This window comes from Moraxella sp. DOX410 (genome assembly GCF_032248735.1).
GTDB classification, from domain to species: Bacteria; Pseudomonadota; Gammaproteobacteria; order Pseudomonadales; family Moraxellaceae; genus Faucicola; species Faucicola tetraodonis.
In genome coordinates this window covers 1,763,442-1,786,307 of the sequence record NZ_CP135138.1, presented here as the reverse complement: position 1 = coordinate 1,786,307, position 22,866 = coordinate 1,763,442, and the positions used below count along the sequence as shown (strand labels likewise).

22 protein-coding genes are annotated in these 22,866 nt (G+C 40.0%); 14 read left to right on the top strand and 8 right to left on the bottom strand.

From position 1 onward, the window contains the following. The first annotated feature begins 109 nt into the window (after positions 1–109). The 7 genes from RNZ41_RS07960 (at position 110) to RNZ41_RS07930 (ending at position 5,501) form a co-directional block, all read left to right on the top strand. Positions 110–1,006 carry a YagK/YfjJ domain-containing protein gene (locus RNZ41_RS07960; protein ID WP_096488594.1) on the top strand — a complete coding sequence of 299 codons (897 nt, stop codon included), beginning with the start codon at positions 110–112 and terminating at the stop codon, positions 1,004–1,006. A gap of 181 nt (positions 1,007–1,187) precedes the next feature. Continuing rightward, positions 1,188–1,526, top strand: a complete 339-nt coding sequence (locus RNZ41_RS07955) for a hypothetical protein (RefSeq protein ID WP_096488595.1) — start codon at positions 1,188–1,190, stop codon at positions 1,524–1,526. Between the two features lie 38 nt (positions 1,527–1,564). Beyond that, a complete protein-coding gene (locus RNZ41_RS07950; RefSeq protein WP_314027033.1) occupies positions 1,565–2,557 on the top strand; it encodes a DUF932 domain-containing protein in 993 nt (330 codons plus the stop codon). A 96-nt stretch (positions 2,558–2,653) separates the two neighbouring features. Continuing rightward, on the top strand, positions 2,654–3,712 hold the full coding sequence (locus RNZ41_RS07945; protein ID WP_314027032.1) for a YqaJ viral recombinase family nuclease: 1,059 nt from the start codon (positions 2,654–2,656) through the stop codon (positions 3,710–3,712). 142 nt (positions 3,713–3,854) lie between these two features. After that, a complete protein-coding gene (locus RNZ41_RS07940; protein WP_314027031.1) occupies positions 3,855–4,778 on the top strand; it encodes a recombination directionality factor in 924 nt (307 codons plus the stop codon). 79 nt (positions 4,779–4,857) lie between these two features. After that, entirely contained in the window at positions 4,858–5,106 is a 249-nt protein-coding gene (locus tag RNZ41_RS07935; protein WP_081454561.1) for a helix-turn-helix transcriptional regulator, read from the top strand. A 104-nt stretch (positions 5,107–5,210) separates the two neighbouring features. Further along, positions 5,211–5,501: a nucleotidyltransferase family protein gene (locus RNZ41_RS07930; protein WP_313078759.1), complete on the top strand. Its 291-nt coding sequence runs from the start codon at positions 5,211–5,213 to the stop codon at positions 5,499–5,501. A gap of 40 nt (positions 5,502–5,541) precedes the next feature. Here RNZ41_RS07930 and RNZ41_RS07925 read toward each other — a convergent pair whose 3' ends face one another. Next, positions 5,542–5,772 carry a hypothetical protein gene (locus RNZ41_RS07925; RefSeq protein ID WP_314027030.1) on the bottom strand — a complete coding sequence of 77 codons (231 nt, stop codon included), beginning with the start codon at positions 5,770–5,772 and terminating at the stop codon, positions 5,542–5,544. Positions 5,773–6,404: 632 nt separating this feature from the next. On the opposite strand from RNZ41_RS07925, the gene RNZ41_RS07920 reads away from it, so the two are divergent. The 5 genes from RNZ41_RS07920 (at position 6,405) to RNZ41_RS07900 (ending at position 13,581) form a co-directional block, all read left to right on the top strand. Next, the gene (locus tag RNZ41_RS07920; protein ID WP_314027029.1) at positions 6,405–7,979 is read left to right on the top strand and encodes a site-specific DNA-methyltransferase; all 1,575 of its coding nucleotides are present in this window, start codon (positions 6,405–6,407) and stop codon (positions 7,977–7,979) included. A 19-nt stretch (positions 7,980–7,998) separates the two neighbouring features. Next, the gene (locus RNZ41_RS07915) at positions 7,999–10,689 is read left to right on the top strand and encodes a DEAD/DEAH box helicase (protein WP_314027028.1); all 2,691 of its coding nucleotides are present in this window, start codon (positions 7,999–8,001) and stop codon (positions 10,687–10,689) included. 79 nt (positions 10,690–10,768) lie between these two features. After that, complete coding sequence (locus RNZ41_RS07910; RefSeq protein WP_314027027.1) at positions 10,769–11,779, top strand: PD-(D/E)XK nuclease domain-containing protein; 1,011 nt, start codon at positions 10,769–10,771, stop codon at positions 11,777–11,779. Continuing rightward, the gene (locus RNZ41_RS07905; protein WP_314027026.1) at positions 11,772–12,893 is read left to right on the top strand and encodes a hypothetical protein; all 1,122 of its coding nucleotides are present in this window, start codon (positions 11,772–11,774) and stop codon (positions 12,891–12,893) included. The genes RNZ41_RS07910 and RNZ41_RS07905 overlap by 8 nt, the downstream gene beginning before the upstream one ends. Before the next feature lie 4 nt (positions 12,894–12,897). After that, positions 12,898–13,581, top strand: a complete 684-nt coding sequence (locus RNZ41_RS07900; RefSeq protein ID WP_314027025.1) for a hypothetical protein — start codon at positions 12,898–12,900, stop codon at positions 13,579–13,581. Positions 13,582–13,688: 107 nt separating this feature from the next. On the opposite strand, the gene RNZ41_RS07895 is transcribed toward RNZ41_RS07900, so the two are convergent. Together RNZ41_RS07895 and RNZ41_RS07890 are read right to left on the bottom strand one after the other, a co-directional pair. Continuing rightward, the gene (locus RNZ41_RS07895; protein ID WP_314027024.1) at positions 13,689–14,216 is read right to left on the bottom strand and encodes a Holliday junction resolvase-like protein; all 528 of its coding nucleotides are present in this window, start codon (positions 14,214–14,216) and stop codon (positions 13,689–13,691) included. Positions 14,217–14,225: 9 nt separating this feature from the next. Then, entirely contained in the window at positions 14,226–15,137 is a 912-nt protein-coding gene (locus tag RNZ41_RS07890) for a competence protein CoiA family protein (RefSeq protein WP_314027023.1), read from the bottom strand. 91 nt (positions 15,138–15,228) lie between these two features. On the opposite strand from RNZ41_RS07890, the gene RNZ41_RS07885 reads away from it, so the two are divergent. Next, positions 15,229–16,311, top strand: coding sequence for a hypothetical protein (locus RNZ41_RS07885; protein ID WP_314027022.1), 1,083 nt, complete (start codon positions 15,229–15,231; stop codon positions 16,309–16,311). A gap of 89 nt (positions 16,312–16,400) precedes the next feature. On the opposite strand, the gene RNZ41_RS07880 is transcribed toward RNZ41_RS07885, so the two are convergent. The 4 genes from RNZ41_RS07880 to RNZ41_RS07865 form a co-directional block, all read right to left on the bottom strand. Further along, the gene (locus tag RNZ41_RS07880) at positions 16,401–16,790 is read right to left on the bottom strand and encodes an AlbA family DNA-binding domain-containing protein (RefSeq protein WP_314027021.1); all 390 of its coding nucleotides are present in this window, start codon (positions 16,788–16,790) and stop codon (positions 16,401–16,403) included. Between the two features lie 90 nt (positions 16,791–16,880). Then, positions 16,881–18,245, bottom strand: a complete 1,365-nt coding sequence (locus RNZ41_RS07875; protein ID WP_314027020.1) for a tyrosine-type recombinase/integrase — start codon at positions 18,243–18,245, stop codon at positions 16,881–16,883. Between the two features lie 440 nt (positions 18,246–18,685). Then, positions 18,686–19,762: an ABC transporter ATP-binding protein gene (locus RNZ41_RS07870; protein WP_219298939.1), complete on the bottom strand. Its 1,077-nt coding sequence runs from the start codon at positions 19,760–19,762 to the stop codon at positions 18,686–18,688. After that, on the bottom strand, positions 19,759–21,360 hold the full coding sequence (locus RNZ41_RS07865; RefSeq protein ID WP_314027019.1) for an ABC transporter permease: 1,602 nt from the start codon (positions 21,358–21,360) through the stop codon (positions 19,759–19,761). The genes RNZ41_RS07870 and RNZ41_RS07865 overlap by 4 nt, the downstream gene beginning before the upstream one ends. A gap of 182 nt (positions 21,361–21,542) precedes the next feature. Here RNZ41_RS07865 and RNZ41_RS07860 point away from each other — a divergent pair, with 182 nt between their 5' ends. Then, positions 21,543–22,532, top strand: a complete 990-nt coding sequence (locus RNZ41_RS07860; protein ID WP_007116938.1) for a Fe(3+) ABC transporter substrate-binding protein — start codon at positions 21,543–21,545, stop codon at positions 22,530–22,532. On the opposite strand, the gene RNZ41_RS07855 is transcribed toward RNZ41_RS07860, so the two are convergent. Continuing rightward, positions 22,501–22,683, bottom strand: a complete 183-nt coding sequence (locus tag RNZ41_RS07855) for a hypothetical protein (protein WP_007116939.1) — start codon at positions 22,681–22,683, stop codon at positions 22,501–22,503. The two genes, RNZ41_RS07860 and RNZ41_RS07855, sit on opposite strands and share 32 nt — an antisense overlap. Positions 22,684–22,866: the final 183 nt, after the last annotated feature.

Sequence of the window (22,866 nt, the reverse complement as noted above, 5' to 3'; positions counted from 1 at the left end):
AAGCAGACTATGTGAATCTAGGCAACCTTAGTATTTTGATAGTCCAATATTAGAATATAAAAATACTGATTACCCATTTGATTATGAGAACAATCAACTGGAGTAAGACATGACACCAATCACCGTACAATCAATGTATATTTTTCATGAAGTAGATAGCTTTGTTAAAAACTGCCTAGATAGAATCAAAGGTCGTGAGACCTTTACAGAATACATGCTGTCTTGGGCAACAGATGAACTAAATCGCTTATACGTCCCTTTTCTAAAAACCTATGATCCAACCTATTGGTATGCTCAATCCATCCATGCATTTGTTGATGCTACTCGTTCTAGCATGGCACCTGTACCCTATGAGCAAGCAATATGGGAAGCATCATTCACTTATGATTTTCTAACTTACTTGCGATTTTATGCACTAAGCATAAAGCAACAAAGTTATTCTCAAATGGTGCAAGAAAATAATAACAAAGTAGAGTTGCAAAGCTATGTTCGTCGAGTATTGGACAAATACACAAAGTCGCTTGTTATCCGCATTGATTTATCCTATGCATTCGACTCTCGGGATAAAGTACTTCTAGATGATTTTGCTAATCATATGGAGCGTCTACGACAGCATATATCAAATAAGCAGACGTGCTTCGAGGATTTGACTGGTTTTGCTTGGGCAGTTGAACAAGGCATTGATAAAGGGATTCATTGTCATTTATGGCTTGTCTATGATGGCTCAAAGCGTCAAGCGGATTTTCATATTGGCAAAGCAGTGGGCGAGAAATGGCTTAAAATTACCAATGGCTTAGGTGAATACCACAATTCAAATACGAGCGAAATTAAAGCTTTGTATGAGAGCATAGGGCAATTAGGCATTGGCAGAATCCATCGCAATTCTCAGCAGGAAATTGAGAATGCCGTGAATACTGCTTTGTATTTAACCAAGCCTACCAAAATTGACCAATATCTTGTTGTTAGTCCCAAAGGCATGCGTACCTTTGGGAAGGGACAAATTTAAATCAATTTACGATGTGGGATTAATGACATGTAGCCAATCCTTAGATTTTTTTAGATATATATTACCCACATGACATAAGCATTTAGCTTTAACAATGGCTTATGTAAACAGCGTTAAATCCGAGGTCTGCCATCAAAAGCAGACCTTTTTTATGCCCTAAAATTCATATGGAGCAATATACATGAAAACCCTCTGTCCCAACTGCTTTAGCAGTCAGGTTGTCCCTGTGACAACTGCCAATCCAAACTTCCCCCAATCACTAGACCCAGCCCTGCTATCACCTGCCGTGTTAGCCAGTGTGGGAGCAAGCCTTTGTAAGCAAACCACAGTACCATCAATGGTTGGCACAATCCTAGGCACAATTATCGGCATTGCCTTAAGTAATCTAGGCAATCGCCAAACTGCTTGTAGTAGTTACTACTGCCGCAACTGCAACCAAGTCTTTGATACTGACAATCGCACCTTATCTCAACCTGTGACGGACACTGCCTGTCCAACTCAGCTGGTATCATCCAACTAACCCATTTATTAAACCCATTCATCAAAGGAGTAATTACCATGGCACACGAAGTACAAACAATGGCATATGTTGGCGAAACCCCTTGGCACGGTTTAGGTAACGAGCTTACCCCAAATCAACCCATCGAAGTTTGGGCAGAACAAGCAGGCATGGACTGGACAATCGAATCATCCGATGTCAGCTACTACGCCAATCATGCCGCAGGTGGTAAGCTCATTATGCCTTTCCCTGACAACAAAGTATTGTATCGCTCAGACACCCTAGAGCCGTTATCCGTGGTGAGTCAGCGCTATCAAGAAGTGCAGCCACGTGAAATCTTGGAGTTTTATCGGGATTTGACTGAGCAAGCCGACTTTGAGCTTGAAACCGCAGGTGTACTCAAAGGCGGTCGTAAGTTCTGGGCGCTGGCGAAAACAGGACAATCCACAGCATTAAAAGGCAAAGATGTTAGTAATGGCTATATCTTACTGGCAACCGCTTGTGATGGGACACTGGCTACGACTGCCCAATTTACCAGTATTCGGGTGGTGTGTAATAACACCCTAGCTATTTCATTAGCCGATAAGTCTGGTGGCGTGGTCAAAGTGCCACACTCAACCGTATTTGATGCCAGTAAGGTGAAAAACCAACTCGGGATTTCCATCAATCAGTGGAATGAACATATGTACCAAATGAAGCAGCTCACTGAACGGCGGATAACTCAAGCACAAGCCACCAACTATCTCAACCGATTGTTCAATGACGTTGACGATACGCTGATTATGTTCCCAACCAATAACAAAACCCAAAAGGCAGTCCCCAATGCCAAAGCCATGAACCAAATTATGACCATGTTTAACGGTCAAGGTCGGGGTGCTGATCTTGATTCAGCACGGGATACCGCTTATGGCTTATTGTGTGCCGTGACTGAATTTGTTGACCATGAACGCAGGGCTATGTCTACCGACCATCGGTTAGACTCAGCTTGGTTTGGCACAGGCGCTAACTTAAAGCAAAAGGGACTTGAAGAAGCGATGCGACTGATCGCCTAACAGTAACTTATCCACTCTAACAACCACGCTTTAGCAATAAAGCGTGGTTTTTTTATGCCCTTTTTTTACAAACATTTAACCAAAGGAGATAACCGCATGAATGATTTAACCCTACCTATTCAAGCCACCCCCGCAAATGATAGCCAATTAGTAAAGGTACGCCCAGCGGGACATGAACCCAAGTCGGCTAGACGCCTCGCTGATACTAAAAACCTAAGCCATCAAGAGTGGTTAGCCGTTCGCAACACAGGCATTGGTGGCAGTGATGCCGCCGCAGCCTGTGGACTTAATCCTTATATGTCTATGCTTGAGCTGTGGCTCATCAAGACAGGACGACAAAATCCTGATCTATCCGAAGGACTAATAGAAAATGCTTATTCACCGCTATATTGGGGTAAAGAGCTTGAGCCACTCATTGCCAAGTACTACACCGCTAAGACAGGCAATAAAGTTCGCCGTGTTAACGCAGTCCTGCAACATCCTGACCCCGATAAATCCTTTATGCTTGCCAATCTTGATTATGCCGTCAATAAATCAGAAGTGGGCGTTCTTGAGATTAAAACCACAGGGGAGCATGGCGCAAAGCTATGGAAACATGGCGTACCGCTGTATGTCACTTGCCAAGTACAGCACCAGTTAGCGGTAACCGGTAAAAGCTTAGCGCATGTCTGTGTACTCATCTGTGGGCATGAAGCTCGGGTGTATGAAATCAAACGCGATGAGTTAATCATTAACCAATTGATTAACCAACAGCGGCGGTTTTGGGAGTACGTGCAAAAGGATGTACCACCGCCTGCCGATGGCAGTGAATCAGCCGCAAAAGCCTTAAGTCAGCTTTACCCTAATAGTCAGGGTGAAGTCATCGACTATCGGGACAATGACATCTTAAACACTTGGTTTAATCAATTGACCGAGCAGAAAAAGCTGATTGATCACCATCAACACCGCTTTGATTTTCTCAAACAGCAAATTCAGCAGGTCATGAAAACAGCAGAGCTTGCGACCTTTGCCAATGGCTCAGTGAGTTGGAAGAAAGCTAAAGATAGCGTGAGCTTAGATACGAAGGCACTGCTCAAAGACCAACCCGAGCTACTTAATCAATATCCACAGGTAAGGCAAGGCAGTCGTCGTTTTCTGGTGAATACCAAGGCGTAATTCAAGCTAACAAGCATCCCATTATCCCAATCACTATATCGCCCATGTTTGCCGGTCAAGCATGGGCTTTTTATTTTATTCAATCAGCCAATTAAGCAAGCCTTTTAAACCAATCTATTAAATTAAACCAAGGAGAACACCCATGATTAAAGGGTTAACCATCACACCGCCTATTTTAGGCAGAATCACCATTGGTAAAGTCGTTGAGAAAAATGGTAAACGCTTACCGGAGAAAGATGACCAATTCACCATTACCAGCCAAGTACAGAGTAAAGACGGTTGGATTAAGCATCCACTTGATGACAAACTTAGGGATAATGCCAAATTAACCAGTAATGGTAAATTACGCCATATTCCTGTACGGATGCTGTTTAACACGCCTGAGTTAAACCTACGTGCTGAGTACACGCTATTTGACCGACAAACAGGCAGACCTATCTGTGTGGGTAATGGTGAGCTGTGCCAACGACGTACCCAAAACGGCGTTGAGCAATTGCCTTGCCCGAGTCCAGAATTATGCCCAATCGGGCAAAACGGTAACTGTAAGGTATTTGGTCGGTTGTATGCCAACTTGGATGATGTCGATGAGTTAGGCTCATTTATCTTTCGTACCACGGGCTACAATTCAATCAGAACGCTGATGGCGCGGCTCAGCTACTTTAATGCGGTATCAGGTGGGTTGTTGTCTTGCTTACCGTTACAGCTAACCATTCGTGGTAAGAGCACCACACAAAGCTATCGGACGCCCATCTACTACGTGGATTTGACCTTACAGGATAATGTGAGCTTAAAGGATGCGGTGGAAAATGCTCAGGCGATTCATGCCCAGCAATTGCAGTCTGGCTTCAATCAGCAGGCGTTAGAGGAGGTGGCTAAGCTTGGCTATGCCAATTCAGCGTTTGAGGTGGATTCAGATGAGGGCTTGGCAATCGTGGAGGAGTTTTACAATGCGGATGCCGATAGCGATGCGATTGTTCGGTCAGTGGGGAGTGATAGTCATTCATCCGATGGACAGTGGCAGTCGCTTGAGGATGAGCTTCGGCGGAGTGTGAGGAAGGTTAGCTAAGATGAGATGACGTAAAAAAATATGAGACAGCGCATTGATATGAAAGGAACTTCCCTTTGTATCAATGTAGGAGTTAATCATGAAAACCATCAATCCAACCAACCTTCAGCTAACAACAATCGTGATGCCACAGCTTATCTCAATCCAAGATGTTATTAAATGCACTGGTCTAAGCCGTGCCACGATTTATCGCATGATTGATGAAAAGTCTGATCACTACGACCCAACTTTCCCAAAAAAGGTACAGCTTTCTCAAGTGCGGGTCGCGTGGGTGGCTAGTGAAGTAGCGGAATGGATTCATCACAAAATTGCTAGTCGGTCTGCATGACTGATGGCATAAATAAGCCTGTGATATACAGGCTTATTTTTTTTGTTTAAACTGTAGGCACAACAATAACAAAAAAACTTAACTTTACTAAATAGGGAAGCCTAGTGAAACCATCACAGAAAATCCGACAACATCAACAAAAAATTCAAGAACTTGCTCAACAATTTGGGATAAAAAATCTTCGTATATTTGGCTCTGTCGCTAAAGGAGAAGACACTGAAAACAGCGACCTTGACCTACTTGTTGAGGCAAGCCCTACAACCACACTTTTTGATATTTTTGGACTACAAATTGAATTAGAGGAGCTACTCAATCTCAAAGTTGATGTTGTCACCGACAATAGCTTACCGCCAAAATTTAAAGACGAAGTTTTGCGTTATGCTATTGCATTATAAAAGTAGAACCAGTCATGCATAGAGCAATGTCATGAATTAATTACGAATCGGAACTAAAAAAATTTATGATTGTGGTAAAAATTCCAGTAATAATACTTAATGCAAGTCCATAATTCCCCATCATTTCATACAAGGCTGTTAATGCTTGCTTCTTGCCATTAAACCATTGAGCGCTCGCAATTAATTGTGTATAGTCATTTTTCGATAATTGAGTTATAAAGTCTTCATTGAAATTAAAATTTACTTCTTTCAAATGATAATAACTTTCCATATCGAAATTTTTCCAAGCAATATATCCGCTAATAATAAACATAGATACATAACAAATAGTAGCTATTATTTGACTAAAATCATTGATACCAAAGCTGTCCTCAAGCTGATGACCATAGCCATATTTTAACTTATAAGAACTTCTAACAATCCAATCCTGTATAAATAGCCATGCTAATGTTGTTACGCAATAAAGTGTTAGTAAATAATTGGCAAATATAGCAAAACCGAATCTTACAAACAGAATAATTCCTAAAAGAATTCCTACTTTAAATGAATCATTATTTTTGCCTAAAAGATGATGTGAGGAAAAAGAGAAAAGTATAACTGTAGATATTCAGATAAAGTAATAGTGATATAAACCGTTGGAATACTTAATAAAACTAAACCAAAACAAATCATTCTAAATATATCAAAGCCACTATTTCCACTTGACCAAATATATTTGTAATCTTCTAAAAGTTGCATGTTAATCTTCAAATCAGAAAAAAAATTATCTATTAGCCTACATTTTTCTATTTGAGTTTCAAAGCAATATTGATTCAAAGCGACACATTAACTCGCTTCATTTTTCTCCCAATTTTTTTCAAAAATCGTTTATGATTTATCTATTATTTTTTTGAGGTTGTTGCCATGCCGGAGTTGAATTGGGTTAATCGAAATCAAGCGGAGCAGACGGCGGAGTCTGTGCCTTATCATCTGCTAAAGTTTGAGCAAGCGTATGGCGATGAGACGATGGCAAGGGATAATTTGATTATCCAAGGCGACAATTTGCAGGCGTTAAAGGCGTTGCTACCTTTGTACGGCGGACAGGTGAAATGTATCTTTATTGACCCACCGTACAATACGCAGTCAGCGTTTGAGCATTATGATGACAAGTTGGAACATGCTCAGTGGTTGTCGATGATGTATCCACGTTTACAATTACTAAAAGACTTGCTTCACGACACAGGTTCAATTTGGATTACGTTGGATGATAATGAGTCGCACTATCTAAAAGTAATGTGTGATGAAATTTTCGGTCGGGCTAATTTTGTCTCTAATGTTATTTGGCAAAAGGTTTATAGCCAGCGAATGGACGCTAAAATGTTCAGCACTGACCACGATAATATTTTGGTTTATCGAAAATCAGAAGCTTTCAATGTAAATAAAGTTTTTATTGAGCAAAATCTAAAGCAGTTTAATAGCTTTGATGAAGCTACTGGCAAATATTATCGTAAACGTTCATTAAGGAAAGAAGGTTCTAACTCGAGACGTGAAGACCGCCCCAATCTTTGGTACGGAATTGAAGCACCTGATGGCTCTTTAGTTTATCCCATAAGACCTTCAACCAATACTGAAGGTAATTGGCGTTGGTCAAGAGATACATATCAAGAAAATTTAAAACTGGGTTTAGTTGAGTTCTCAAACAAAAATGGTCAATGGGATATTTTTGTAAAACAATTTGCTGAAGAAAATCCTAGTCGTCCACCTTCGACAGTTTGGTTAAATGAAGAAGTTGGAAATAATCATGAAGCCAAAAATGAAGCAAAAGCATTCAATAGTGATGATACATTTTCAACGCCAAAACCAGAACGTTTAATTCAAAGAATTTTGCATATCGCAACGCATGAAGATGATTTAATTTTGGACAGTTTTCTTGGCAGTGGCACAACCTGTGCTGTCGCCCACAAAATGAACCGCCGTTACATCGGCATCGAAATGGGCGAACATGCCAAAACCCACGTTATCCCTCGCCTTCAGCAAGTCATCAATGGCGAACAAGGCGGTATCTCAAAAGCCGTTAATTGGCAAGGCGGTGGCGGATTTAGCTTTTATACCCTAGGCTCACCTGTCTTTGACGAACACGGATTTTTAAACCCCAATGTCAAATTTGCCGACCTAGCCAGCTATGTATGGTGGCTCGACACCAAAACCGCTTACCCTACCAGTCAAGCACCGACTACGCCATTATTTGGCGTACATGACGGCGTTGCTTACTATCTACTGTATAACGGTATCTTAGGCGACCGTCGACCCAACGGTGGCAATGTCCTAACCATGCCCATCTTGCGTTATCTGGAAGAAAGTTTCCCACACCCACTTGGCAACGATGGTAAACGAGTGATTTTTGGTGAAGCCAGCCGTATCAACCAAAACCGACTAGACACGCTTAATATCGAGTTTAAGCAAATTCCTTACGCACTCTACGGCACGCAATCCAAATAACGCAAGTGAGATAAAACCTATGCAACTAAAACAATATCAAAAACAATCACTTGAAGCCTTAGAACAATTCTTTAGTGTCGCATCGGCTATCGGAGCAGAGCGAGCCTTTGAGCGTACCCTGCAACAGCAAGCCATGACACCTGTCCCATACAACGACAGATTAGGCGGTATTCCAAGTGTCTGTATCCGTATTCCCACAGGTGGTGGTAAAACCTTGCTCGGTTGCCACAGCATACCCGTTGCCGCTGGGCAATATGCTAATACCGACTCGCCGATTGTGCTTTGGATTGTGCCGACGGATATGATTCGAGTACAAACGCTCGGGGCGTTAAACGACTTACATCACCCATACCGCCAAGCTCTGCATAGCTACTATGGCGATCGTGTCAAGGTATGCGATTTAGAAACCTTGCAAACCCTAAGCAAACATGACATCGGCAAATCGTGCGTGGTGATTGTCACCACCATTCAAGCCTTTAATATTGACAAAGACAAAACGCACCAACGTAATGCTTATGCCTTTGATGAAAATTTGAGCGAATACTTTACAGGATTAACCCCTAGCCAAACCGTAAACTTGGATAAAGTCACCGAAGACACCTTGCATTATCAGCCATTTTTGACCCAACAAGATATTGGGCGAGTCAAACATTCTTTGGTCAATTTTTTTCACCTACATAGACCCGTTGTGATTGTCGATGAAGCCCACAAAAACCGCAGTAAAAGTGTTTTTGCGACCTTGCAACGTCTCAATCCAAAATGCCTTATTGAACTCACCGCCACACCAAAAGACAATAACGTGATTTATTCGGTATCCGCCGCTGAACTCAAAGCGTCTGAAATGATTAAACTGCCTGTTGTCTTGACCGAACATCCGAACGACTGGCAAGCCTGTGTACGAGACGCTCTCATTCAACGTCAAGAGTTAGAACTCATCGCCCAAAAAGAAATCGACTATGTGCGTCCGATTTTGCTGATTCAAGCCCAAGATAAAAACGGCGAAGCGAATATCCCTGCGGTAAAACAGTTTTTGACAGAAGAAAGTCATATTGAAGAATCATGGATAGCGATATCAACAGGGGATACCAAAGAACTTGATAATATTGATTTATTCTCCCCTAATTGTCCGATTCGGATTGTCATTACCGTTGCTGCCTTAAAAGAAGGTTGGGATTGTTCATTTGCCTATGTATTAGCAAGTCTACAAAATATCCAATCAGCGATTGATGTTGAGCAGTTATTGGGGCGTGTGCTACGAATGCCGTACGCCAAACTCAGAAAGCAGAACGAACTAAACAAAGCCTATGCCCATGTTATTTCTGACTCAACCGCTAAAGCGACTGATAATCTGAAAGACCGCATGGTCGAGAATATGGGTTTTAACCGTTGGGAAGCAGAATCTGCGATTGTCGCCAATCCACAACATAATTTACCTTTAACCGATACTAACTCTACGACAACTAAACCAATCGAGCCACAAGTACTGATTTCTGTGCCATTTAAGGTGGAAGTTGAGCAACTGCCAGTAGAACTAAAACCACACGTCAAAACTTACGAAACCAGTCAAGGCACAGCAGTTGTGATTGCACAGGGTTTATCAGACGATAATTTTGATAAAATCGAGCAAGCTGTCACAAACTTAGCAACCACATCAAAACAGCAAAACCATGTTCAAACGTCTTTCCAAGAAGGGCGAGCAACACGGCAAGCAGCGATAGCCCCTGAAAACTGGAATAAAACCTTTGCCCCTATTCCACAATTAGGTTTGTTTGTCGATGGCTTTTGGCAACTGGCAGATAAAGAAGCCATTGAAGATAGCATTGAATGGAATTTGTTAGATTTCCCGATTAGCCTAGAGCAATTTAATATCCGTGAAACAGCGAATAGCTTTGAGATTGATATGGATATCGATAGTGAGCAAGTTACCTATAGCTATGTCGATACCAAACAACTGCATTTTGAAGCCATGCCGACCACGATCAGCGAAGATGATTTGGTTAATTGGCTCGATAAAAAAACTCGTCGCAATGGTGTTACCCAAGTTCAGCTAAGAGCCTATTTGCTCAAATTAATCCGATATCTTATCCATGATAGAAAGTTTACTTTAACCAGTCTGCATCGTGCCCAGTTTCAGCTTGTACAAGCCGTCAATCAAGAAATAGACCGTTTATTTAGCCTAGCTCGCAAGCAGGCTTTTCAGGGAGATTTATTTGAGCATCTAAAGGTGAGTGAAGATATGACAGTTTATAACACTTTTGAGTTTAAGGCAGGGGTTTATCCGACCAAAAAACCGTACCGTGGCAGTTGGAAGTTTAAAAAACACTTTTATGCCCAAGTGGATGATTTGATTGAGAAGACTTCGACAGGCACATTTTCTGAAGAATTTATCTGTGCAAGGCTACTTGATATGCACCCAAAAGTAAAATATTGGGTTCGTAATATCCCTAAACAGCCACATTCGTCATTTTGGCTACCCACCGAAAAAGATTATTTTTATCCTGACTTCGTCGCAGAACTCGAAGATGGTTCAATCTTTGTGTTAGAGTATAAGGGTGGGCATTTGGACACGGCGGATGATGCTCGCATCAAAAATGACATCGGCAAGCAGTGGGCGAAGGACAGCAACGGAAAGCGTAAATTCTTGATGGCGAAAAAGCAGGATGAAGCTGGGCGGTCGCTTGAAGAGCAGATTAATGCGGTGATTGGGTAAAAACAATGCGACAAAACCTGACGTTTAGGAATTTGTTTGCATAGTCTTTTTTTATAAATAACGTACAATAGGAGAAAAAATGGGTGAGACTCAAAATACAGCTAGGATGGCGGAGTTCCTAGCTGATGAAATTTTTAAATGGTTTAAATGGAAACGAGTTGGAACAACAAATGTGGATTTCAATTGTGTATTGAAGGAGAAGCATAATAATAAAACTCATCCGATCGATGCAGTTTTTACTTATTTTAATCCATACAGTGGCAAGCAAGTTTATTTGAATACTGATTTAAAAAGTTATGCAAAATCTACATTAAGTGGAAAAAATTTCACAGATGAACTTAATAGCTTAGGTAAATCCATTGAATGTGCTGAAATAAGCTCTGAATGGAAAGATAACTTCGTAGTTGCTATTGATAAGCCCTATATAATAGACGGTTTGTTATTTATATTTAATCATGACAATTCAAGTGGTAAGGAACTAGATGATATTTTAAACCAATTAAAAATTGATAAAATTAATATAAAGAAAGGGCAAAGACTTATCATTTTTAGCCCAAGAGAGATTGATTACTTCTACACAATAGTTAATGATATCAAAAATTTTAAAGCTCAGGAAAAGTTTAAGTCATTTGATGACTATACTTTTTTTTATCCAGATTTGAAGAAAAGTAGAAGGCATAATACTAATGATGATGAATGGCAAAATCCAGCAACCTATGAATTATTAACAGCACCTTGGCTAATTGTAAAATATAATAATCCTTCAAGTAAATTCAAAGAAAGCTATATCGTTTATTATAATGGAAGGGGAGATTCAGTTGATGAATTCATTTACTTAATAGATACGTTGTCTGCTTATCAGCTAGTTTCAAGTGACAAAGAAGTGCAAGTTAGGTTTTATAATTCTCATAAAAATGTGGTGAGCTTTTTTGAAAAAGCTAAAGATTTATATTTGCAGAGTTGGAATCTTGATAAATCTAGAAAAAAAGATTTAGAAAATTTAAAACCTTCTAGTATTACTTCTATTCTTAAAGTTCAATATAATGAATTTGAAATTGGTATGGATATAAGAGGAATAAGCAATGAGTAACGGATACCTCTATTATAAGACTGATAAGGATGTATTTGATGCCTTGCATAGTCAAAAGTTTAGTAAAGCCAAAATCATTCAGCAACTTAAAGATAGAGGTATATTAGTTTCCTCTGAAGATGAAAAAGATGATTTAATTGAGTACGTCAGTCCTTTATTTTTAAATTATCATGACCAGAGATTTATTATCGACACACTTAATAAACAAAGTAATAGAAAAACTTTTACAACAACAAAAATATCAGCCAATTTGCTGAACGGAAATGAAAAGATTGATACTAAAGAATTTATTGCCAATTTGGTACAAGATATAAAAAAAAATAGAGAGACAAATCATTCTGAAATTATCGATATACATCGAAATCAAGATGGCTCGTATGTCGTAAAATCAAGCTATACTGAGGCTGATTACTCAAAAAGCGTTATGTCACAAAATTTGACCCAAACAGTTGAGTTCAAAATTTGGGAAGATGATGAAGGGTTAATAAGTGTAAGAGCTTCAAATTCAAATAAAACAGCTCAATTACTAAATGAAATTACTGATGAAGTAAGAAAAATTGATAAAAGTGCAGATAAATATTTAATAGAATTATCTGCATTTCCTGATTCTTCAATAAGAAACGAGTTTTTCTTTACCTTATTAGAATCGTTAGAAGGGTTTGAAAATATCAATGTAAAGTCAATTTATACTGCTAATATCAACGAAGCCAACATCTCTGAAGAGGGTGAACTATTACCTCATGTTAATCGTCTGGACTTAAATGGGAATGCGGTCACTAATTCTAAAAGGTTTCAGGACTTAAAATCAGAAGGTTACTATATAACCAAAATTGAGTGGAGTTCAAATAAGGCTATGTATAAGGGTGAAAAAGTTGAGTTTCTTGCCGAATTTAAAGACCATAAAAATTGTAATAATTTTCTTTATGCACCCCTGAGAATCTTCAAGGCTAAAGATAATGGTGATTATAATTTGACTCCTTCAGATATGTTACCTTCTGTACAAGCTGATTTACTAAGTATTTTAGAGAAGGGAGCAATAAGTTCACATAAAAAAATTACTGCTAAATACTCTAATGGTGAAAATTCAACTACACCTATTACAAATAGTGAGTAAAGTCATGAAAACTTATAAGTGGCTTATTTGTTCTTTTCCCATGCCTATAAGGGGAATTGTTGAAAAACTTTCAATGCATATCTATGATGAAAATGATGGCAATGGTTTTATTTTAGCTCAAATTAGGGAAAATAGTGTTAGTGGCAAATTTGTAACAAAGAAGAATAATGAAAGCAAAATTAAAGACCCTTTTGGAAATGAAAATGTTATTAAGTTTGTAAGTTACGAGACTACAGTATTCACTATATTTGAAGATGAGCAATGGTTAATTGAAATAGAAAATCCTGGCAGGTCAATCAAACCCTTTTTAAATATGCTAATTAAGATTTTTGGATTCAATTTTTATATTGAGGAATTAAATATTAATCTTAGATTGGTTATAGATGAGATTGAATCTAAACTTGGAAAGTTGAATATCAGTAAAATTGAAGTTACAGATATTAACATAAAGAATAAGGGCTTAGGAATTTTAACTATTAAAAGTCAAGTAGATTCAAGAACTTTATTAGAAAATGAAATACTCAATCAAAAATTTTATAAGTTTAAATCTTTCCAAGGTACTTTTATTAGTAAAGAACTTTCTGGAGGATGGATTGAGCTAAAGTCAAATTCTTCTCTAAATGTCAAAAACATTCCTACAACTTTGTTCCTTGAAAGTTTTAGAGATATAATTCGAAATTGTATTTAGTAAAACGTACCAGTGTTTTATTAAATCATGAGTCTTAGTTTATGAGTTTAATTTGACTGGTACGAATTGAGATTTTAGTAAATCAGATTGACTAATCAATATAAAGCTTAAGAATTTACAATTATTCTGAAATTATTATCCGCTTCTTTTAATCTAAATTCCCTGAAATAGACCTGCCCATTGGCAATAGCCTTTTTGATAACTTCTTGGCTTTTGGTAAGTCGAGAATTGCCTGTTTTGACATCTGCCAAGATGATTTGCACTTCACTAATACCCACTAGCCCCTCCACACATTCACTCACATTTTGGAAAATGACATAATCGATTGGTTTACCTAAAAACTGGCAAGCCGTCGGGTTGTACGGGAAATCGGGCATAAAAGGGGTGAAATGCTCACCCACTTGCCCTCTGACAAAATTCCGTTGAGCATCTAAGGATTTTTTTCTAGCCTTAGCAACCGCTGAATCAAGCTCTTCTACATGCTTTAGTTGTTGCTCAGCCATTCGCTGTTCTGCAGTGGCAACAGTGATAGCCTGTTGGCTAATGACTTGCTTCAGAGCCAGTAATTGCTTAATTACGAGAAATAAAGCGATAGCCAAAATAATTACTAGCAGAATTAATAGATTAATTGTCATGGTGCATCCTCATTGTTTTGGAGTTTCATCAAGGGCGATTAAGCGTTCTAATACAGTTGCTGAAAAGGGCTTAAAATAATTCCAAGTTTTATACTGGTCACTAAATCTACCTCGTCCTTCACGGCTCCATGCCTTTAGCATTTCCTTTATTTCATGGTTATATGACACCGATTTAACCGCCAGCATGCCTGACTCAAAGGCTTTGACGTCTATCCACATGCCATGAATGGTAAATAGGTAGGATTGGTACGACTTACCAGAGCTTTCACTTGGCATAGTCGCTGCCTGCTCATTGATAGATTGATTTGGGCAAATCGTAGATGCTGAGGTAGTCGAGACAATATTTACTGCTTCTTCTTGAACTTGGGCGATAGGGTAAAGCCACCGTTTATGCTCTAACTGATTTAATATAAAGTTTTTTGCTTCATCGCTAGGAATGGCAGTTTCACTCTTTAATAACTCCCTTAAGTCAAGTTCAATTGTTGGTGTACCAAAAGTTTTGATCCGTTCAAGCTTGAATTCATCCACAAATGAGGTAACGGCTATCTCAATAAAGTAAGTATCTTTATCGACCATCACCATTAAATCAGGCTGTATATTGCCAAGTCTGACCTCGGGTGTAATTTGGCTAAATTGCCACAATTTTGCTTCAGTCTCTTGGCTATTTGGCAAAGCAGGCAGTAAGAGTCCATTCGCTTCAATAATCACTTGCTTAGCAAACTTATGTAGTATACTTTCAGGGTTGATAAAACAGCTTTCTTTATTGCTGATATGAGCAAAATGATGTTCGTTCTTTTCTCCTTTTTTAGCAAGAACTGGTTCACCACATTCAAAGCAAAAGCAGTCACAAGCGAGACCTCGTTCAGCGTGTTCTATACTGATTAATTTATTGGTTTTGTCTAAAGCGACTGACATCGTCATAGTTACGATCCTTTTGGTTAGTTAAGGTTGTGAGGGAATTATGACTAGCAGAAATATTGAAAAACACCCCTTAAACTAGGGTGAAACGGTTTTGGATAGTTTAAATATTATGAAAAACAAATACTTAGAAGTATTCAAGGAATTGGAGAGATTGCTTGACTATTTTCCTTCAGAATCAGATGATTATGATTTTCTAAAGATAATACTTGAAAGAAGACTTAAAAATTTAGATGAAAATAATGGCGATGGTTTTGTTCCAGATAGGATTTCACGAAAAACTATTTATGCAATTTTCCATAAAAAATCTTTAGATGCGGTTGACAGTAGAGATGCCAATAAAGAAGTAAAAGTCGATAAATTACGACAATTACTTGATGAATTTGTAAAAAGGCAGATAGATTCGAAATCAAATTTTAGGACTATTGGCTTTCGACCAATATTAGAATTCGAAAAGTCTGTAGGGGGGAGAGGAAAAGACAGCTTACTCTGGTTAAATATAGCTGAGTATCACTTTGAAGAACAATCAGACGAAATTGATTCAGCTACTGAAATTGCTAATGATATTTTTAAAATTAATTATTCAAGGAAGAATATCGATGAAATAAAGCCTTCTCTGTTCACTAAACTTATCTTCACAAATAATGAGTTAAAAATGCGGAGTATTAAAGGTATTGCTGTTATGCTTTTTTTTATGTCTGGCTTGCTTGTAGAGTTCTTGTTATTAGTTTTTGCATTCATTATGTTTTTACTAATCAGAGATTTAAAAACTTTAAAGTTATGGGAGCTTTTAGTTTTTTGTAGCTTTATACCGATGGCTTATTTAAGCTGGGTCGGGCTCTTTCGTCCATTGCATAATCTATTAACTCATCGAATTATTAAAGCTCCTGAGTTATTTTTAAATGCTAATATAGATAATGCTGATATTGAAATGTATAAAGGAAAGGATGGGTATAAAGTTGCGAGAGTCACCGAATTTATTGCTACTTGTCCAATCTGTTCAGCTCCGATTGAGTTATCAGACGGCAAACCAGATCAGAAAGCTCCATTAGTGGGTCGTTGTCGTGAAGCCCCTCATGCTCATGTTTATAGTTTTGATAGGGTGACATTAAAAGGATTCTTTTTAGGACACGAAGGTTATTTAGAGGATAACCTTACTCCTTATAAAACAAGGTAATCGGATAAATAATTACATGTGTGCCAACTTCCAACCCATCACCTTAGCCCAAGCAAAGTTCGTTAAATTATGGCTGGGCTAAATTTAACCTATTTGAAAATTGTATTAAAGTGAATAAACTCTTTGCTTTGGTAAACTTTGGTCTCGTAAGGTCGGATTTCCTCTGCAATCGCCCATATCACCAAAATTGTTTTACCTTCAATGTCATAGGTGGCGGTAAGCGTGTTGTATGTTGGCATAATGGTATTTTTCTCAAGTTGCACCAATTCTTTTAAAATTTTATCAATTCTCTCTAGCGACAAGCCCACAGGCGGTAACATGGGTCTTCCATTGTCTTCTACCACACCGATGACAATATAGCCACTACCAAGGTTGTGAAAGTCATTGGCAAAGGCGCACAACGTGTGCATCACGCTCTCTGGATTCCAGTCGGCTTTATATTCAATACGTTCGCTTTCAATGGTACGTTGTAAAAGCAAGTCATAGATGTTAATAGGTAGTTTATTGTGTATGATTTTCTCAAAAAAAGGTTTTTTATAAATAATATATATTTTATTAATAATAAAATATCATTTTATTAATTCTAATATTTTATCTTTACCAAGCTGCTTAATCATTAGTTTCATCAGCTCTTCAGGACTGCTTGTATTGAAATTCGCTAATGAGCGATTTTTAAAACGTGTCACATCGGCACCATTGCGTAATGCATCAAGGTAATCTGCCCACGTTTGCATCATCTCCGTTCTATCATCCAAAAACTCAAAACGTCCATAAGCTGAACCGTTTTGGTCTTTGGTGACATGACCCAATGCCATTTCAACCAATACCGCAGGGTATTTTAATTGCTCTTGCAACATAGTTTTGGCACTCGCACGAAAACCGTGTACGCAGTGGATGTCCTGATAGCCTAATTCTTTTAAATGCTTGTTAGCGGTGTTATCAGAAATAATACCGTGCTTTTTAGCGGAAGGGCTGTAGAACACAAACTCGCTATGACCATTTAGCTTGAATTGATTTTGCAAAATTTCAATCGCTTGTGAGGGTAGTGGCACAATCATATCTTGCACCATATGGTCTTTGCCTTCACCTTTTAACGGTTGAAAACGCCATTTGGCTTCCTTTAGATCAACATCTACCCAACGCATCTGTCTCAAATCGCCATTTCGCACAAACAGCATCGGCAAAAGTTTTAGTGAGCTAATGGTATTAGAATCAACATTTTTGGCTAATGATTCAATGTCTTTAAGCAATTTTGCAAACGCATCAGGCTTAACGATAGCTGGACGATGACCGTATTGGGGTTTGATCAGTTGGCTTTTAATAGACAAAGCAGGATTGATTTGGCAATGCCCCCGAGCAATAGCATAATTAAAAATGTCACTGGCAATACTGGCACAGCGTTCTGCCTTTTCCGAGGGTTTATTGGATTTGACTTGGGGAAACTTAGCTTGGATATCGAGTAGCAACTCAAGCATTTGCGGTGAGGTAATCTCGTTAATCGGTAAACTGCCTATATAGCTATTGAGCAATTTGACACAATTATACTTGCGATTCAAGGTATTGGCTTTCAATGTGCCTTTTAAGCTGTTAAAGTATTGTTCGGCAAAGTAATCAAAGGTGTTCTGCTGAACTGCCATCGCTTGTTGTTTTTGTTTCTCTCTCGCTGTTTTGGGATTCACATTTCTGGATAAGCTGTCTTCATACTCTGACCAAATTTCCCTTGCTCTAGCCAATGAGATATTGGGGTAAGTGCCAATAGAAATTTTTTGAGCCTTATTGGTAATAGGGCATAGGTAACGATAGCTCCAAGACTTTGTGCCATTTTCACGCACACGAAGGTAAAGCCGTTGATGTCCTTTTACACTGACTAAATATTCTTTCTCTTCTGGCTGGAGTGCGATAATACTTCTATCGGTGGTAATTGGCTTACGCATATTCGATACCTGTGTTAAAACTGACCCAATTTTTTGGGTACATACTAGGGTACATGAAATGCAGAGCTTAGGTAAGATAGCATGAGATAAAATGTACAGAGCTATCTGTTAAATTATTGAATTTAAAGAGTATCTGATACACTATGGGATATCATGATTGGAGCGTTGGACACCCGCCGAGCGCACCATTCTTAATGCCTAAATTATTGATTTCATGAGGATTTTAATTTATTCATGTTTTTATGGATACATAATAGGCGATACATATCCATTGGTAGAATGTAATTGCTTGTATGACTGCCCATAGTGAACGATAATCTTTTGCAATTCGATCAGCAACTCGGCGGCTCTATTTTTAACTTCTGTTGGGTGTTTTTTGGTTTTCATAAGGGTATTGTCTCAAGGTTTTAGGTCTCCGACAATTCCGGGGCGGTTCACCTTTATTGACGGCTTGTAGGCAGGTGAGTGATCAGCAGCCCCACGGTTTCGCCCAATATGGCAACATCTGTGGGTGAGTAGACCAACACACGCTCTTGACTAGCAAGCTGCACTTCATAAACCACATGACTGCCTTTAAACTGCTTGGCGGTAATCAACCCATTAACCGCGCTGTTTGTTTGGGGTACCACCGATAGCCATTCTGGTCGAATCAGCACTTGGTGACTGTCTGCAAAATAAGGATAATTGCTCATTGGCAACGCACCGATTGCGGTCAGCAACTCATTGCCATGTTGCCGCGCCTGTAGAAAGCTGCCTTTGCCGACAAATTTTGCCACCGTGGCGGTGCTGGGGGCTTGATACAATTGAATTGGCGTGTCCCATTGCTGCAATCGACCATCTGCCAACATACCGATTTTATCGGCTATCATAAAGGCTTCTTGCTGGTCATGGGTCACCACAATGGCGCTGATTTGTTTGGCTTTAAGTAGCTGCTGAATGCTCATCGCCAACGCTTCTCGCATATCGGCATCGAGACTTGAGAATGGCTCATCAAACAAAATCAGCTGCGGATTGGGGGCAATCGCCCGTGCCAATGCCACCCGCTGCTGCTGCCCGCCAGATAATTCATGCGGGTAGCGACATGCTAAATGTTCCAGTCCTATCAAGGTAAGTAAAGCATCAATGTTGCCCTGTCTGTCAGTTTTTGACAAGTGTTGAAGCCCAAAACCAATGTTGTCTGCCACCGTCAAATGCGGAAACAGCGCATAATCCTGAAACACAATGCCAATCTGGCGCTGATAAGCAGGGATATTGATATGGGTGCGGCTATCAAATAGCGTCCGCTTACCAAATTGAATTGAGCCTGCTGTCGGGGTTTCAAAACCTGCAATGCAGCGTAGCAGGCTGGTTTTACCACAGCCAGATTGACCGACCAAACACGCAATTTGCCCTTGCGGCAACTCAAAACTAATCTGATCGAGGACGGTTTTGCTAGACGGGTGATAACTGAGCGATAACTCATTCACAGTCAAATGCGCATCCGATACCGCGTTCTGCGATAAATCATTGAAGTTCATGTTACGTTACTTTCCTTGGAAAACAAAATCACGGGCAGCAGTCCCGCTAGTATAATGACCAGTGCAGGCAATGCGGCTTGCTGAAACTGCCCTTCCATGGTAAAGGCATAAATTCGCACCGCAAGTGTGTCCCAATCACTAGGTCGGGTCATCAGCGTGATGGGCATTTCTTTCATCAAATCGACAAACACCATAAGTACGGCAACGCCTAGCGAGCTTTTGACCAAAGGGATATACAAACGGCGAATCAACGCAACACCGCGCACATTGAGGATGACTGCCGACTCCACAAGACTTGGGCGGACACGCTCAAAACCTGCCTCAATGCTCGACACTGCCAGCGCTAAAAAGCGAATAATATAGGCTAAAAGCATCACAATTAACGTGCCTTTGATGACAGCGGTCGTACCATCACTGACGGGCAAAAATTGTAATAACAGATTGTCCATCGCTGCAATTGGGATAAAAATACCAATCGCCAATACCGAACCAGGGATGGCATAGCCGAGCGTGGTAATACGCATCAAAATCGTGGCAAACAATGACTTATCACTGCGCTTGGCAATCACAAGTAGCAATGCCACAACCATGACCAATACCGCACCAACAAGCCCAATCACTAATGAATTGCCCATCGGCTGGAGCAACGCGCTCACATCGCCCTGCTGCCAATGCGCGACCACCCAAACAATCAACTGGATGACAGGTAGCACAAAGCTGACCAGCAAAATCACACCGCAATACATCGTTGTCAGCCAACCCAAACCACTAGGTAGCGGCTTTGGCTGAATTGCCGTTGATTTTTTGGTGGCAAATTGACGGCGGCCGCGACTCAGCTGCTCTAGCACAATCATGACAAATACAAATAGCACCAGTAAAGAAGCCAGTTGTTTGGCAGTATCAATGGAAAAAAAGCCAAACCAAGCTTGATAAATAGCAGTAGTAAAGGTTTCTACCCCAAAGACAGATACCGCACCAAAATCTGCGAGGACTTCCATCATCGCCAGCAACAAGCCACCCATGAGCCATGGACGCGCCATCGGTAGGGCAATTTTGAGCAACGATTCGCGCGGCGTCAAGCCAAGCGATGCGCCCATCTCCAGCGCCTGTTGCCCCATACTGGTAAAGGCGTTGCGAGCGAGAAGATACACATAGGGATAAAAAGCTAGTATCAGCACAATCGATAATCCCCAAATATTGCGGATATCGGGCAGACCTTGTGCAAACCCCTGCTGCTCTCGCAAATAGGTACTCATCGCACTTGTATAGTCAAACATACCCAATTGCACAAACGCCAATACATAGGCAGGTACAGTAAGTGGCAGCATCATCGCCCAAAAAAATAGCTTACGTCCTGGAAACTGGTACATCGCCGTCAGCCATGCAGTGGTCACGCCAAGCAGCAAAATTCCAACGGACGTCGTGATTAGCAATATCAGGGTGTTTTTAAATAGTAACCCCAACTGATAATCAAGCAAAAACTGCCAAATCTCTTGGTCAATCTCACCAAAGCTAGTAAGTACCACCAAAAGCGGCAGCAATACTAGAGTCGAACATAGCACCAGCCAAAACCGAGCCAAACCAATACCCTTATTCATGTGCACCCAAATCGTTAACCTTAATGTAAATAATAATTATTATTGTTTAAATAAATATTCTATATTATACTACGAAACCAATACGTTTGGCGGCGATTTTAACTTGCACCGTCGCATCGTTAAGGTCTGCTTTTTAGTAGGGTGTTCGGTATAATTTTTTAGGACGAATAAAAGGGTAAGTTATGAAACGCTTGATGACTTTTGGTATGTTGATGGGTGCGGTAACACCTGCGCTAGCAAGTGATTTGGTGATTTATTCAGCGCGCGCTGATAATTTGTTGAAGCCGATTGTGGCAAAATACGAGCAGCAAACAGGCGTAAAAATCAAGCTGGTCAACGATAAAGCAGGCGTACTGATCGAAAAAATTAAAGCAGAAGGTGCTAATACCCCAGCTGACTTACTCATCACAGTCGATGGCGGTAACTTATGGCAAGCGGCGCAAGAAAACATCTTAAGACCTGTCAATTCAAAAGTACTTGAAACCAATATCCCGCCGCAATTCCAAGACCCACAAAATCGTTGGTTTGGTATGTCAGTGCGCGCCCGTACCATTTTTTACAACCCAACCAAAATCAATCCAAGCCAGCTATCAACTTACGCAGATTTATCTACCCCCAAGTGGAAAGGCAAGCTGTGTTTAAGAACATCGGACAATGTCTATAACCAATCTTTGGTTGCCACCATGATTCATCACAACGGCTTACCACAAACGGAGCGTATTTTAAAAGGTTGGGTCAGTAATCTAGCCACCGCGCCATTTGCCAATGACACAGCGCTGCTTGAAGCAATTGACGCAGGTCGCTGTGATGTCGGTATCGCCAATACTTACTACTATGGTCGGCTGCTTGATACCAAGCCAAACATTAAGGTCAAACCCTATTTTGCTAACCAAAAATGGCAAGGCACCCATGTCAATGTATCGGGTATTGGCATAGTTAAACACAGCAAAAACGCCGCACAAGCACAAAAATTTATGGAATGGCTCAGTGGCGCAGAGGCACAGAATTTATTTGCTGACTTGAACAGTGAATACCCAGCCAACCCACGCATCGCACCAGATCCAAAAGTCGCCAGATGGGGCAGCTTTAAGCAGGACATTATCAATGTATCCGTGGCTGGTAAAAACCAACGCCATGCGATTATGCTAATGAAAAAAGCGGGTTATAAATAAACACGGTATTCACAGGCGGGTTGTCAATTTGGGCTTGTTGCCACTGGGCAAAGCCCTCGGTGATATTGCCAAATCGCTGTTGCGCAAAGGATTGAATAATATTGTGCGTTGCCGTCAATCCTTCGGCGAATAATTTGTTTTTCTTAGTCATTTTTACATTTTAATTCATCATAGATATTCTGTAGGTGAATTATTATGTAAAAACCTTTATATTCTGTAAAATAATATTAACAATATTTCATTTTCTAAAATGGAATATTACTGTGCATTTGCCAATCGCGCTATAACTAAGCTAACCAGAAATAAGCTGACCATTCGTATGTAAAATTCGCTA

Coding starts and splice junctions, on each gene's coding strand:
- RNZ41_RS07960 (WP_096488594.1), top strand. CDS start 110: ATGACACCAATCACCGTACAATCAATGTATATTTTTCATGAAGTAGAT.
- RNZ41_RS07955 (WP_096488595.1), top strand. CDS start 1,188: ATGAAAACCCTCTGTCCCAACTGCTTTAGCAGTCAGGTTGTCCCTGTG.
- RNZ41_RS07950 (WP_314027033.1), top strand. CDS start 1,565: ATGGCACACGAAGTACAAACAATGGCATATGTTGGCGAAACCCCTTGG.
- RNZ41_RS07945 (WP_314027032.1), top strand. CDS start 2,654: ATGAATGATTTAACCCTACCTATTCAAGCCACCCCCGCAAATGATAGC.
- RNZ41_RS07940 (WP_314027031.1), top strand. CDS start 3,855: ATGATTAAAGGGTTAACCATCACACCGCCTATTTTAGGCAGAATCACC.
- RNZ41_RS07935 (WP_081454561.1), top strand. CDS start 4,858: ATGAAAACCATCAATCCAACCAACCTTCAGCTAACAACAATCGTGATG.
- RNZ41_RS07925 (WP_314027030.1), bottom strand. CDS start 5,772: ATGGAAAGTTATTATCATTTGAAAGAAGTAAATTTTAATTTCAATGAA.
- RNZ41_RS07920 (WP_314027029.1), top strand. CDS start 6,405: ATGCCGGAGTTGAATTGGGTTAATCGAAATCAAGCGGAGCAGACGGCG.
- RNZ41_RS07915 (WP_314027028.1), top strand. CDS start 7,999: ATGCAACTAAAACAATATCAAAAACAATCACTTGAAGCCTTAGAACAA.
- RNZ41_RS07910 (WP_314027027.1), top strand. CDS start 10,769: ATGGGTGAGACTCAAAATACAGCTAGGATGGCGGAGTTCCTAGCTGAT.
- RNZ41_RS07905 (WP_314027026.1), top strand. CDS start 11,772: ATGAGTAACGGATACCTCTATTATAAGACTGATAAGGATGTATTTGAT.
- RNZ41_RS07900 (WP_314027025.1), top strand. CDS start 12,898: ATGAAAACTTATAAGTGGCTTATTTGTTCTTTTCCCATGCCTATAAGG.
- RNZ41_RS07895 (WP_314027024.1), bottom strand. CDS start 14,216: ATGACAATTAATCTATTAATTCTGCTAGTAATTATTTTGGCTATCGCT.
- RNZ41_RS07890 (WP_314027023.1), bottom strand. CDS start 15,137: ATGACGATGTCAGTCGCTTTAGACAAAACCAATAAATTAATCAGTATA.
- RNZ41_RS07875 (WP_314027020.1), bottom strand. CDS start 18,245: ATGCGTAAGCCAATTACCACCGATAGAAGTATTATCGCACTCCAGCCA.
- RNZ41_RS07870 (WP_219298939.1), bottom strand. CDS start 19,762: ATGAACTTCAATGATTTATCGCAGAACGCGGTATCGGATGCGCATTTG.
- RNZ41_RS07865 (WP_314027019.1), bottom strand. CDS start 21,360: ATGAATAAGGGTATTGGTTTGGCTCGGTTTTGGCTGGTGCTATGTTCG.
- RNZ41_RS07860 (WP_007116938.1), top strand. CDS start 21,543: ATGAAACGCTTGATGACTTTTGGTATGTTGATGGGTGCGGTAACACCT.
- RNZ41_RS07855 (WP_007116939.1), bottom strand. CDS start 22,683: ATGACTAAGAAAAACAAATTATTCGCCGAAGGATTGACGGCAACGCAC.